7 protein-coding genes and 1 pseudogene are annotated in these 13,393 nt (G+C 71.1%); 2 read left to right on the forward strand and 6 right to left on the reverse strand.

Features of this window, described 5'->3' with window-relative positions; translation table 11 throughout:
- Positions 1-54: 54 nt before the first annotated feature.
- Positions 55-2,751, reverse strand: a complete 2,697-nt coding sequence (locus ACFWVE_RS21685) for a cellulose binding domain-containing protein (protein WP_384016330.1) — start codon at positions 2,749-2,751, stop codon at positions 55-57.
- Between the two features lie 154 nt (positions 2,752-2,905).
- Positions 2,906-5,824, reverse strand: coding sequence for a glycoside hydrolase family 48 protein (locus tag ACFWVE_RS21690; protein ID WP_384016332.1), 2,919 nt, complete (start codon positions 5,822-5,824; stop codon positions 2,906-2,908).
- A 699-nt stretch (positions 5,825-6,523) separates the two neighbouring features.
- Here ACFWVE_RS21690 and ACFWVE_RS21695 point away from each other — a divergent pair.
- Both ACFWVE_RS21695 and ACFWVE_RS21700 read left to right on the forward strand, forming a co-directional pair.
- Positions 6,524-8,245 (forward strand): glycoside hydrolase family 6 protein, encoded by a 1,722-nt coding sequence (locus tag ACFWVE_RS21695; protein WP_384016334.1) that lies wholly within the window; start codon positions 6,524-6,526, stop codon positions 8,243-8,245.
- Positions 8,246-8,468: 223 nt separating this feature from the next.
- Positions 8,469-9,395, forward strand: a complete 927-nt coding sequence (locus ACFWVE_RS21700; protein WP_384016336.1) for a class I SAM-dependent methyltransferase — start codon at positions 8,469-8,471, stop codon at positions 9,393-9,395.
- 158 nt (positions 9,396-9,553) lie between these two features.
- Here ACFWVE_RS21700 and ACFWVE_RS21705 read toward each other — a convergent pair whose 3' ends face one another.
- The 4 genes and pseudogenes from ACFWVE_RS21705 to fdhD all read right to left on the reverse strand — a co-directional run bounded on the left by ACFWVE_RS21705 (position 9,554) and on the right by fdhD (position 13,371).
- Positions 9,554-10,381, reverse strand: coding sequence for an aldo/keto reductase (locus ACFWVE_RS21705; protein ID WP_384016338.1), 828 nt, complete (start codon positions 10,379-10,381; stop codon positions 9,554-9,556).
- Positions 10,382-10,517: 136 nt separating this feature from the next.
- Positions 10,518-10,871 (reverse strand): annotated as a pseudogene (locus tag ACFWVE_RS21710) (long-chain fatty acid--CoA ligase); the annotation flags it as partial.
- Between the two features lie 206 nt (positions 10,872-11,077).
- Positions 11,078-12,244, reverse strand: a complete 1,167-nt coding sequence (locus tag ACFWVE_RS21715; protein ID WP_384016371.1) for a DUF4185 domain-containing protein — start codon at positions 12,242-12,244, stop codon at positions 11,078-11,080.
- Positions 12,245-12,522: 278 nt separating this feature from the next.
- The gene (fdhD, locus tag ACFWVE_RS21720) at positions 12,523-13,371 is read right to left on the reverse strand and encodes a formate dehydrogenase accessory sulfurtransferase FdhD (RefSeq protein ID WP_384016340.1); all 849 of its coding nucleotides are present in this window, start codon (positions 13,369-13,371) and stop codon (positions 12,523-12,525) included.
- Positions 13,372-13,393 lie beyond the last annotated feature (22 nt).

Below are 13,393 nucleotides of genomic sequence, written 5' to 3' on the forward strand. Positions count from 1 at the left end.
GCGTACGGCCGACCCGGCCGTACGCGCCCCGCGGGCTTCCCGCTTCCCAGCCGGTCACGTCACCGTGCAGGCCCGCCCGCCGAGTGCGAAGGCCGCCGGCTCCGAGTTCGTCGCCGAACGGCTCGCCGTGAAGCCGAACCCGACCGACGAGCCCGCCGCGACGGTGCCGTTCCAGTCGGTGTTGCGTACCGTCACCGCCGGACCGGACTGTGCGTGGGCCCCGTTCCAGAGCTGGGACACCCGCTGTCCGTCCGCGAACGACCAGGTCAGTGACCAGCCGTTCCAGGCGTGCGACCCGGTGTTGGTCACCTGGACCTGGGCCTGGAAACCGTCGGACCACTGGTTGGTGATCTCGTAGGTCACCGCGCAGGCCCCCGTCGGCTCCGGATCGGGGTCGGTACCTCCGCCACCGTCGTCCCCGCCTCCGGTGTCCGAGGTGTCGCCGTAGACGATCCCGCGGCCGTTGGTCGCCACGTACACCCTGCCGTACACCCGCGGGTCACCGGTGATCGCGGCACCCGTCCAACCCCACTGGTGCGCATCGTCGTTGATGCGCGTCCAGCTCTGCCCCTGGTCCGTCGAGCGGAAGATGCCGCGCACGCCGTCGATTTTGGCACTGGTGAAGACGGTCTGGTACGAGGCGTCGGGGGCCGCCTTGCCGAAGCCGACGGTATCGGCCTCGTCGACGCCCCGCAGTGCGGTGAAGCTCTGCCCGCCGTCGGTGGAGTGCCACAGACCGTAGGTCCCGCCGCTCTCCCCGCCGGCCAGCCAGATGTCGCCCTCGGCGCCCGGCAGCGCCTTGTACCGCACGCTGTCGCCGCTCGGCAGGCCGGTCGCGGGGGAGGCGGTGAAAGTGGCGCCGCCGTCCGTACTGACGTAGAACGTCCCGGACTTGAAGCCGTAGAACGTCTTCGGATCCACCCGGTCGGACTCGACGACCGCCCCCGCGGGAATGCCGCTCGACGCCGACCACGAGGTGCCGAAACCGGTGGTGTGGTGCACCCCGGCACCCTGCGGGCTCCACACGAAGCCGTTGCCGTCGGCGCCCGCCGCGACCGTGCCGCCGCCGCTGACGCCCGAAGGGTCGGTGCCCGCGAACCAGTTGGCGCCGTTGTCCGTCGAGAACGCGATGTGCGGACCGGAGTCCAGGTCGCCCGCCCGCACCACCGTACGGGGGTTGGACTCGGCGAAGTCCAGACTGGTGGTACCGGTGAAGTTCGGCTGGGTGAACATCATCGACGGAACCTTCGTCAGGTCCGTGTGCCGGAAGCCGCCGATGTCGAGGAGCCCGCTGATCAGCGGCGCGCCCGACGGGGGAGAGATGAGGTCGTTGACCGCCGTCTCCTCCAGGCCCCGCACCATGGGCTCGATGGTGAACGTGGTGTCGCTGTCCCAGTTCGTGAGGTCCTCGGTGCCGTAGACCGTCGCGCCCGTTCCGTACATCATGCGGTCCGGGTCGAACGGGTCGATCTCCAACGCCTCGGTCATCCACCCCAGTTTGGGCGTCTGTTCGGGCGGGGACGGGTTGGCGCCCCAGGTCAGCCACGGCACGGACGAGACGTCCATGGTGTAGCGGTCGACCCGGTTCGGGTACGGGGAGTAGTCCCACGCCTGTGTCCACGTCGCACCGCTGTCCGTGGAGCGGAAGATCTGGGTGTCCGGCCACCAGGAGCTGTACGCCGTCGCCATGAGGGTGCCCGGGTTCTGCCGGTCCACCGTCAGCCCGCTGAAGCCGTAGTACGTGTCGGCCTCGGCGACCGGGCTGACGTCGGTCCAGGTTCCGGTCGCGGTCGCGTACCGCCACAGCCGGCCCTTGCCGCCGTCGTACGGACCGCCCTTGTCGCTGTATGCGATGTACAGGTGACCGTTCCCGGTGTCCAGGACGCCCTTGTGCGCCAGGTGCCCGGTCGGCTGCCCGGCCACCCGTTCCCAGGTGGCGCCCGCGTCCGTCGACCGGTACACGGCGTTCTCCGTGTCGGCGACACCCACGTAGATCGTCCGGGTCGCGCTGCCGGGCGTGCCCGTCGACTCGTCGAAGGTGACCCAGACGATGCCCTGGTTGTCACTGGCGTACCCGGAGGTGTCACCCGGGTCCTGCGCGTAGTTGCCCGGGTTGGGGAAGGCCGTCACCTCCGACCAGCTCGCGCCCGAGTCCGTCGAGCGCCACAGGCCCTTCCCGCTGGGCGCCCCCAGGTACAGCACGCTGTTGCGGTGGGGGTCGACGGCCAGGCGTTCGCCCATGCCCCGCCCCGGCATGTTGCCGCCCAGCTTGAACGGCAGGTCGGCCTTCCGCCAGGTGGCGCCCCGGTCCGCGGAACGCAGTACCGCGCCGTTGTCCGGGTCCCAGTCGTTGGTGTACGTGCCCGCCGCCGCGTACACCCGGTCCGGGTCGACCGGGTCGGAGGCGAGGCTCACCACGCCGGTGTGCCCCCAGTCGTCCCAGCCGACCGAGTCCAGCAGCGGCGTCCAGGTCTTCGTCTCCTCCTGCCACCGGTAGGCGCCGCCGATGTCCGTGCGGGCGTACGCCAGGTTCTTCTCGCTGCGGTTGAAGACGATGCCGGGGACGAAGCCGCCGCCGTCGATCCGGGCGTTCTTCCAGGTGTACGTGTCCGCGGCGAGCGCGGACCCGGCCGGGGCGTCGGCCGCGGCGGCGGACCGGTCGGGGGGAGGGGCGGCGAGGGCGGGCGGGCCGCCCGTGAGCAGGCCGGCCGCCAGGGCGAGCACGGCCGTGAGGACGCGGGTTCTTCGCACGGTGAAGTCCTTCCTCGGGGTGGGGGGAAACGAGAGGGGAGGGGAACGAGGACGTGCGAGGGCCGGGCGGGTCCCCTGTGCGCGAGGGGGCCCGCCCGGCCGCCGTGGCCCCGGCGTCAGGTGCCGGGACCGGCACGCGGAGCGCCGGCGGGGGCTATTCGAGGAGCTCCGCGTACGAGCCCATGGCCAGGGCGATGTCGGCCTGGGCCCAGAACCGGTGGTACGTGAAGGTGGGCGCGGCGCCGCCCGCCAGATAGGACTCGATCTTCGACCAGGCCGGGTCGTCCTCGTAGAAGGAACGGATCGAGTCGAACGTCGACGACGCGTCGATCCGGTCGCCGTTCGGCATGGTGCCGGTCCAGCCGCTCGGGACCTGAAGGGGGTCGTCGAAGCGGTTGTAGTCGGCGCGGGTCTCCGGGACGGCGATGCCGAGGTCGTCCTGGTGGTTGTCCCACATGCCGTCGAGGAGCGCCTTCGCGGTCCGTGCGGCCTCGGTGTCGCCCGAGCGGTCCGCGTAGTACGTCAGCGTCTTGGCGTAGGCCGCGGCCACACCGACGTCGTTGGTGTAGTCGGCGACGGTGACGTGCAGCGAGCCGTTGGCGCCGGGCGAGGACGGGTTCCAGGTGTCGGGCCTGCCCGACCACTGGAGCGTCGACGGGAGACGGAAGGTGCCGTCCGGGTTGACGGTCGTCTCGGACAGTGCCCAGTCCACCCACTTGTCGAGGACGACCTTCGCGTCCGCGTCACCCGTCTGCTGGTAGTACTCGGCGACCCGTTCCATGGACCACGCCTGGAAGCCGAACCACTGGTTGGACGGCGGGTCGTGGTACACCGGCTTCTCGTCGTAGTACATGCCGTAGAACGTCGGCGTCCCGGCCGGCGGCGTCGCGTAGCGGCCCGCCCAGCTGTTGGTGGCGCCGCCCGCGATCGCGCCCTCGTCGGACTGCAGCCAGCGGTAGAACTCCAGCTGCCGGTCCAGGGACTTGCCCCAGTCCGCCGCACCCGTGGCCGACTCCGGCTTCAGGGCGTCGTAGGAGCTGAGGGCGTAGGCCGCCAGGGGGTTCTGGTAGCCGCCGTGCGCGTGGCTGGAGCCGATGCGCCAGGCCCAGCCCGCCGAGGTGTCGGTGGCTCCGCCCCAGGCGTAGTACCAGGACATCAGATAGTGCGAGGCGTCCTTGCCGGTGCCGGCCGGGCAGGAGGACGGGCTCGTGCAGTTCCCGACCTTCTTGAAGTACTTGTCGTACATGGAGTAGCGCAGGTAGTCGCCCATCTTGGCGGCCTTGGCGACGGTGGTGGAGATGTCACCGCCGTTGCCCTGCTCCTTGGCCCACAGGTCGGCCCAGTAGGCGGCCTGCACCGCGCGCGCGTCGGCGTCCGGGGCGTTGGTGAACTTCCACTGCTTCGCGTAGGAGGCGTCCTGGGTGAACAGGTCCAGGTACCCGTTCGTCCCGCCGTACTTGAAGGCGTCGCAGGTGGGCTGCGGCACCGTCTCCCACACCGACTCCTGGGAACCGCGCTGGAAGGTGTTGATGTACGACGGCCCGGTCGCCGTCGGACCCGCCTCGCACTGGCCGGGCTCGTTGCCGTAGCCGTAGGTGTTGTCCACGTCCTGCAGCCAGTGCATACCGTAGACGTCGTCCGTGCCGTACGTGGACCTCAGCTCGGCGGCGATCGGGTCCGGGCCGACGGAGACGCCGGTGTCCAGCGGCGCCGGGTACTCGGCGGGAGTGTCGAGCTCGGGCGCGTACGTCGCCGGCTTCGAGGCGTTGTAGAAGGAGTTGGTCGGCTGGTCCGCGTGGGTCGGGATCATGTACCGCTCCATGATGTCCCAGGCCCCGTTGAACTTCGACCAGTCACCGGTCACCTTGCCGTACATGGCCTGCAGCCACAGCAGGTAGCTGTACGCCTCCGAGGTGGTCTCGTGGCCGTGGTCCGGCGCCTCGACGATCAGCGTCTCCACCGAGTGGTACGGGATGCCCTCGGGCGAGAAGTAGCCGTTCGCCGGGTCGGTGATCTTCCCGTAGAGCTCCAGGAAGCGCGCGTCGTACGCCTTCGTCGCGCCCAGCTGCGTCACCGTGACCGCCGCCTCGGCGTGCCCCGGGGCCGACGACTCGAAGACCGCCGCGCCCGTGCCCGACGCGTCGGCGCCGATCGTGACCTTCTGCGCGGTGTCCCAGTTCGACGGCGTGAAGGTGAGCGAGCCGCCCCCGGTGACCGACAGCCCCGGGTTGCCGCTCGCGCGGGTCGTCGTGACGGTCGTGTTCGCGCTCGGCCGCGTCGACAGCTTCACCTCGTACGTGCCCGACTCGCCCTGTCGCACGCCCAGTTGGGACGGGGTGGCCACGACGACCGGACCGGAGGCGACGGTGATGCCGACCGGGGTCGAGTTCGCGGAGGCGCCCAGGCTGTCGTAGGCCTTCGCCGTCAGGGAATGACTGCCCACGGTCAATCCGGCGGCGGAAAGCGTGAAGGGCGCGCTCCCGTCCGTGCCCAGCAGCTCGGTGTCGTCGTAGAACTCCACCTTGGTGATCGTCGCGTCGTCGGCCGCCGCCGCGGTCGCCGCGAGCGGAACCGTTTCGCCCTGTGTGTAGACCGCGCCGGCCTCGGGGCTGGTCAGTACGGTGATCGGCGGCTGGTGGGCCCCCGTGCAGGTGGTGCCGTTGACGGCGAAGGAGGAGGGCGCGGTGTTGCTGCCGCTGTAGGAGAACTGTGCGCCGGTGGTGACGGCGCCGCCGGCCGCGATCCGCGCGTTGTATCCGGCGTTCTTCACGGTGACGGTGGACCCGGACTGGCTCCAGCTGCCGTTCCAGCCGTTCACCAGCCGCTGGTTGCCCGCGTAGGCGTAGGTCAGGGTCCAGCCGTCGATGGCCTCCGAGGCGCGGTTGGTGAGGGTCAGGTCCGCGGTGAAACCGGAACCCCAGTCATTGGTCCGGTAGTCCACGCTGCACTGGACAGCAGCCGCCTGAGCGGGAGTTGATCCTGAGGAGAGCATCGTCAGCGGAAGCGCGAGGGCTGCCGCGGCGGCCGTCCACAGCCGCCGGACGCCGCGGCGTCTTCTGGGTGGGGGATGCATGGTGCTGGTTCCTCCTGCGACTCGGAGATGTCAAGGCTTGAACCAGTGGGAGCGCTCCCATAGTGGGGATGGGGTCCAGTGCGGTCAAGGCTTGTGGAGAATCGAAAAGATTCGATGACCGGAGTTCAGTGAATGTCGGCAACTCCCCTGTTCTTTGCCGTCACTTGGCGCTAGCTTCATGGACACCAGTGGGAGCGGTTCCATCAGTCGACGCGTCCGTCACGGCACGTCCGAACTGCAAGGAGTCGCTCATGCGGCACCCCCCGCGTTCAGTACTTCTACGTCCTGTCGCCGGTACGTCCGTGCCCCGCGCGGCCACCCCGGTCGCACCGGTCGTCACGGCGCACGAGTCCGCGCCCGTGCACGGCGGAGCACTCCGCCACGGCCTTCCCGCAGGACGTCGGCACCGCAGTAGCGGTGTTCCCGCTCGACGGCACCACCCGTACCCCCGGCGCGGGGGCAGCGCACTCCGTGGGACCCCTCACGGCCGGTCCGGCCCCCGCACGGCCCGGACCGCGGACCGGGCCTCGGCCTGATCCTCCGCCCCGAGGCACCCCCACGCCCACGCCGTACGGCACCGGACGCGCGACCCACGCGCGCCCCGGTGAGACCACTACCGGACGTCAACTCCCCCTATTGACACCCCTCTTCGGACAGCGCGACCCGTACACCCCCCCAACGGATAGGAAACCCGCACTCATGAGTCGCACGAGAACCGCGCTCCTCGCCGCCATGGCGCTGGTCGCCGGTGCCACCGGCACGGCGTACGCCGTCGTACCCGACGGCGTCGGTGCCGCCGCCGTCCCCTGCACCGTCGACTACCAGGTGCAGAACCAGTGGGGCACCGGCTTCACCGCCGCCGTGACCGTCACCAACCTCGGTGCCGCCAAGTCCTCCTGGGCGCTGAAGTGGTCCTACGCCGGCAACCAGAAGGTCACCAGCGGCTGGAACGCCAAGGTCACCCAGTCCGGCAGCAACGTCACCGCCGCCAACGAGTCCTACAACGGCACGCTGGCGAACGGTGGTTCGGCCAGCTTCGGCTTCCAGGGCACCTACAGCGGGAGCAACGCGATTCCCGCCACCTTCACCCTCGACGGTGTCACGTGCAACGTCGACGACGGCGGCCCGACCGACCCCACGGACCCGACCGATCCGACCGACCCCGGTGACCGGGTCAACAACCCGTACAGCGGTGCCAAGGTGTACGTGAACCCCGAGTGGTCCGCGAAGGCCGCCGCCGAGCCGGGCGGCGACCGGATCGCCGACCAGCCCACCGGAGTCTGGCTGGACCGCATCGCCGCCATCAACGGCGTGAACGGCGGCATGGGCCTGCGCGACCACCTCGACGAGGCACTCGCACAGAAGGGCTCGGGCGAACTCGTCGTCCAGCTGGTCATCTACAACCTGCCCGGCCGCGACTGCGCAGCCCTCGCCTCCAACGGCGAACTCGGCCCGACGGAGATCAACCGCTACAAGACCGAGTACATCGACCCGATCGCCGCGATCCTCGCCGACGACAAGTACAGCTCGCTGCGGATCGTCACGACCGTCGAGATCGACTCCCTGCCCAACCTCGTCACCAACACCGGCGGCCGGGCCACCGCGACGCCGGAGTGCGACGTGATGAAGGCCAACGGCAACTACGTCAAGGGCGTCGGCTACGCCCTGAACAAGCTCGGCGACGCGGGGAACGTGTACAACTACGTCGACGCCGGCCACCACGGCTGGATCGGCTGGGACGACAACTTCGGCGCCTCCGCGGACGTGTTCCACCAGGCGGCCACCGCCGAGGGCGCGACCCCGTCCGACGTGCACGGCTTCATCACCAACACCGCCAACTACAGCGCGCTGAAGGAGGAGAACTTCACCATCAACGACTCCGTGGCCGGCAAGTCCGTCCGTGAGTCCACGTGGGTCGACTGGAACCGGTACGTCGACGAGCTGGGCTTCGCCCAGGCCTTCCGGAGCGAGCTCGTCTCGACCGGCTTCGACGCGAACATCGGCATGCTGATCGACACCTCCCGCAACGGCTGGGGCGGCAGCGACCGGCCCACCGGACCGGGCGCGACGACCAGCGTCGACACCTACATCGACGGCGGACGCTACGACCGCCGCATCCACATCGGCAACTGGTGCAACCAGTCGGGCGCCGGACTCGGCGAACGCCCGCAGACAGCACCCGAGAACGGCATCGACGCCTACGTGTGGATGAAGCCCCCGGGCGAGTCCGACGGGGCCAGCAAGGAGATCCCGAACGAAGAGGGCAAGGGCTTCGACCGGATGTGCGACCCGACCTACACGGGCACCCCGCGCAACGGGCACAACCTCACCGGCGCCCTGCCGGACGCCCCGGTCTCCGGTCACTGGTTCTCGGCCCAGTTCCAGGAGCTCATGCGGAACGCGTACCCGCCGCTGCCCTGACCGACTGACCGACTGACCGACTGACCGACTGACCGACTGACCGACCGGCTGACCGGTCGACCCCGATCCGCCGGGGACCGGGCCGTGCGCCCGGCCCCCGTCGGATCGCTCACGCCCGTACGGACGATTCCGGGAAACCGCTTTGCCGGAGCGGCAACAATACTGGCCTCCGCCGGGCGCGTCGGCGCACTCTGTCCGCATCCGAGCGGAGAGGCTGACCCCCATGGCACAGCACGACCACGACCGGCATCACCCCGAGCACCGGCACGGCCACCACGGCCACGGCCACGGCCACGGCACGGCGGACACCGAGATCGACTGGGCGGAGATGGCCTCCCTGCTCGAATCGGAGGCCGAACTCTTCACCCCCCTGTACGAACGGGCCCTCGGCTGGCTCGCGAAGGAGGTGACCGAGCCGGGGCTGATCGTGGACGCGGGCAGCGGGCCGGGTGTCATCTCGTGCCTGTTCGCCGAGGTCTTCGAGGGCGCCCGCATCGTGGCCGTCGACGGCTCCGCCCCGCTGCTCGAACGGGCCGCGGACCGCGCCGCCCGGCACGGCGCCGGCGACCGTTTCGGAACCCTCGCCGGTGAACTTCCCGGCGTGCTCGACGAACTGGAGTACCCGGCCGACCTGTTGTGGGCCAGCCGCAGCGTCCACCACCTCGGTGACCAGCGCGCCGCGCTCGCCGCCTACGTCGCCCGGCTCGCACCCGGCGGCACGCTGGCCGTCCTGGAGGGCGGACTGCCCACCCGGTACCTGCCGCGCGACATCGGTATCGGCCGGCCAGGGCTCCAGGCCCGTATCGACGCGGTGGAGGCCGACTGGTTCACCCGGATGCGCACCGAACTGCCGGGCTCCGTCGCACACACCGAGGACTGGCCGGCCCTGCTGACCGCGGCCGGACTGCACCACAGCCGCTCCCGCACCTTCCTCCTCGACCTCCCCGCCCCGGCCGGCGACCGTGTCCGGTCCCACGTCGTCACGACGCTCACCCGCACCCGCGACAGACTCGCCGGGGAACTGGACGCCGAGGACCGCGCCACCGTCGACCGCCTCCTCGACCCCGCCGACGAGGCGAGCCTGCACCACCGCCCCGACGTCTTCTTCCTGACGGCTCACACGGTGCATACGGCGGTGCGGCCCGTGTGACGGCACCGCTCGCCCTGAAGAGCTCTCCGCGTGAGGGGCTTCCCGGACAGGCGGACAGGCGGACAGGTGAACGGCGGCCCTCCTGCACCGAGGGAGGCCGCCGCATCCGGGGCCGGGAGCGTCCGGGGGTGCCCGGAAGACCCGGGGGTGCCAGGAGGTCAGTTCACCGTCGCCGGGTCCGATCCCAGGCGGCGGTCCTCGTTCAGGGCGCTGATCGCCGCGACGTCCTCCGCGTCCAGGCTGAAGCCGAACACGTCGATGTTCTCCTTGATCCGTGCCGGCGTCACCGACTTGGGGATGACGACGTTGCCGAGCTGCAGGTGCCAGCGCAGGACGACCTGTGCCGGCGTGCGCCCGTGCTTGCGGGCGATGGCCACGATCGCCGGGACCTCCAGCAGGCCCTTGCCCGAGCCGAGCGGCGACCAGGCCTCCGTGGCGATGCCCCGCTCCGCGTGGTACTCCCGCGCGGCGGACTGCTGGAGATGCGGATGCAGCTCGATCTGGTTGACGGCCGGGACGACCGACGTCTCCTCGAGCAGGTGCTCCAGATGCTCGGGCAGGAAGTTGGACACGCCGATGGCACGGACCCGGCCCTCGGCGTACAGCTTCTCGAACGCCCGGTACGTGTCGACGTAGCGGCCGCGGGCCGGCATGGGCCAGTGGATGAGGTACAGGTCCACGTAGTCCAGGCCGAGCTTGGACAGGGAGGCGTCGAAACCGCGCAGGGTGGCGTCGTACCCCTGGTCGTCGTTCCAGAGCTTGGTGGTGACGAAGAGGTCCTCGCGGGGAACGCCCGAGGCGGCGACGGCCCTGCCGGTGCCCTCCTCGTTGCCGTACACCGCCGCGGTGTCGATGCTGCGGTAGCCCGCCTCCAGTGCCGCGGCGACAGCCGTTTCGGCCTCGGCGTCCGGTACCTGCCAGACGCCGAAACCCAGTTGGGGCATCGTGACGCCGTTGTTCAGGGTGATCGGGGGGACCATGCTCACGAGCTCTCGATCCTTCGGTCGGTGTCCGGTGGAACTCCCATGGTCAACGATCACCGGCCGTCATGCATTCCGGACGGCACATCTCACGCGCAGTGAGCGCACCACCGGGTCGCCGATCACCGCCGTACGGCGGACCTCACGCGCGGTACAGCGCCTCGACCTCTTCCTCGTACGCCTTCTCGATCGCCCTGCGCTTCAGCTTCAGCGACGGCGTGAGCAGCCCGTGCTCCTCGGTGAACGGCTGCGCCGGAATGCGGAAGGTCCGGATCGACTCCGCCTGCGGGACGAGGGTGTTGGCCGTCACCACCGCCCGCCGCACCTCCGCCTCCAGCGCCGCGTCCCGCACCAGCTCGGCCGGCGACGGACTCGGCCTGCCGCACATCGACAGCCAGTGTTCGACCCCCTCCGGGTCCAGGGTGACCGGGGCGGCGACGTACGGGCGGTCGTTGCCGACCACGATGCACTGGTTCACCAGCGGATGGTCCCGCACCCCCCCTGCACGGCGCGGTGAAAGCTACCCGAGCCGATCGGACGGCGGAGGGGCCCGCACACCGGTCGGTACCGCTGTCCGGGCCGGCCGGCGAAGGAGAAAGCGCCCACATGGGGAAGGGGCGGACAGAAACCTGACTTTTGAGTAAGGTTCGGCGCCGTGATCTCCACCGAATCTCTCCATCGGCGGGGCGGTTGCCGAAGGGGTCACCGCCCCTGTCCCAGCCGGACCGTCACGAACCGGGGCCGGTACAGGGAGACGTTCCGGCCGAGCAACACCGCGGCGCCGGACGTCTCGAGCAGGTTCACGTCGTAACTGAGCACCAGCCGTCCGTCGCCGCTCAGTTCCGGGTGCGTCTGCGGGTTGTACGCGCCGGTCCCGCCGTGCGGCAGCGCGGGACTGAACTCCTTCGCCGGGCCGTGCCACGGTCCGGCGGGGGAGCAGGACCAGTACGCCGCCACCGTGGTCAGCCCCTTGACGCCCGTGGCCATCGTGAACAGGACGTACGTCCCGCCCTCCCGCACCACCGAGAAGGCGCTGCCCACACCCGTGCGCGGGCCGTCGCCGAGCACCGGGCGCGGGCGGGCGCGGGTCTGCCACTCCGTGCCGTTCCAGTACTCCCAGGCCGCCGGGTTGCCGAGCCCGCCCTCCGGGACCCGTGCCGCGTACGCCTGCGAGGCCCCGCGGGAGACGGCCCGGCCGTCGTCGCCGCCGAAGACGTACGTCCATCCGTCCTCCTCGACCAGGGTGGTGCCGAACAGCACCCGCCGGGACGGGTCGGGCACGCCTCGCTGGTCCAGCACCGTCTCCACCGACTCCAGGCGCAGATCGGGCAGGGAGAGCGTGGCGACCTCGGTGGCGGTCGGCACCCCGTAGATCCACGGGGACTGCCCCGCCGTACGCACCCACAGCAGTACGCGGACGACCTGCTCGGTGGAACCGGGGGAGCGGGGCTCGACCCGGGCGCCGACCGGCCAGCGCCACTGGTCCGGGGCCGGATCGGGGAAGAGCGGGGCGGGGAGCGTGGACTCCAGCCGGCCGTCGCGCATCAGGACGGCCGAGTTGCGCACCATCGGCGCGCTCACGTCCCGCCAGGCGTACGGCTCGCCGACCGGGTTGGGCGGACTGTGCACGCGGCCCAGGAACGTGTCGGAGAACAGCCACAGCAGCCGGCCGTCGGGCAGCCGCACCGAGTGGGTGCCGTCGCCGCCCGTCCAGTCGTCGGTGCGGGCGCCGTCGTCGCCGTAGCGGGCGAACTCGGAGGTGAGGGCGTCGTCCTCGGCCCAGGACGCGACGGTGCGCGGTGTGCAGGCACCACCGTCCGGCCGCCCGTCGTCGCGGTCCGGGAGGCCCGTGACCAGCACGGTCCCCAGGATCAGGGCCAGGGCCAGTACCAGGCCGATCCAGGTTCCTGTTCCCCGTCGCGGCTGTGACTGTGGCGGTAGCGGTAGCGGTGACGGTGGCTGTACGCGGGTTCCCGCGCGTGCTGGTGCTGCGTCGTCGGGCACGCTCCGGGACGTTAGTGGCCCCAGTGGCCCGGGTCCATGGCGCCCGACGGCCTGACGCGCCCTGACGCCCCGACGCCCTGACGTATGGCGCGGTGGCGGTGGGGTGGAGGCAGGGACCCCGCCGCCGTGCAGTGGGGGACCGGTCAGCCCTGGGCGGCCGCGGCCCGCAGGGCTATGCGGTCCTCACCCGCGTACACGTTCATGGAGCTGCCCCGCAGGAACCCGACCAGCGTCAGCCCCGTCTCCGCCGCCAGGTCCACGGCCAGCGAGGACGGCGCCGAGACGGCAGCGAGCAGGGGGATGCCCGCCATGACGGCCTTCTGCGCCAGCTCGAAGGAGGCACGGCCGGATACCATCAGGACGGTCCGGGACAGCGGCAGGCTCCCGCCCTGCAGGGCGCGGCCGACCAGCTTGTCGACCGCGTTGTGCCGGCCCACGTCCTCCCGTACGTCCAGCAGTTCCCCGTCCTCGTCGAACAGGGCCGCCGCGTGCAGGCCGCCCGTCCGCTCGAAGACCCGCTGGGAGGCGCGCAGCCGGTCGGGCAGGCTCGCCAGGAGCTCCGGGGTGACGCGCAGCGGCGGACTGTCGGCGATGGGGTGGCGGGTCGTGGTGCGCACCGCGTCCAGACTCGCCTTGCCGCACAGGCCGCAGGACGAGGTCGTGTACACGTTCCGCTCGAGCGTGATGTCCGGGGTCCGCACGCCGGGAGCGGTCTGCACATCGACCACGTTGTAGGTGTTCACTCCCTCCGCGGTCGCGCCCGCGCAGTACACGACGTTCCGCAGATCGGACGCCGTCGCCAGGACCCCTTCGCTCACCAGGAAGCCGACGGCCAGCGCGAAGTCGTCGCCCGGGGTGCGCATCGTGATCGCCAGCGGCTTCCCGTTCAGCCGGATCTCCAGGGGTTCCTCGGTGACGAGCGTGTCCGGGCGGCTGGAGACCACCCCGTCCCGGATGCGGACCACCTTGCGTCGTTCTGTGACTCGTCCCATGTCCCCAGTCCCTGGTCGGTCC

Origin of the sequence: Streptomyces sp. NPDC058632, from assembly GCF_042717095.1 — a bacterium.
GTDB lineage: Bacteria > Actinomycetota > Actinomycetes > Streptomycetales > Streptomycetaceae > Streptomyces.

Coding starts and splice junctions, on each gene's coding strand:
- ACFWVE_RS21690 (WP_384016332.1), bottom strand. CDS start 5,824: ATGCATCCCCCACCCAGAAGACGCCGCGGCGTCCGGCGGCTGTGGACG.
- ACFWVE_RS21695 (WP_384016334.1), top strand. CDS start 6,524: ATGAGTCGCACGAGAACCGCGCTCCTCGCCGCCATGGCGCTGGTCGCC.
- ACFWVE_RS21700 (WP_384016336.1), top strand. CDS start 8,469: ATGGCACAGCACGACCACGACCGGCATCACCCCGAGCACCGGCACGGC.
- fdhD (WP_384016340.1), bottom strand. CDS start 13,371: ATGGGACGAGTCACAGAACGACGCAAGGTGGTCCGCATCCGGGACGGG.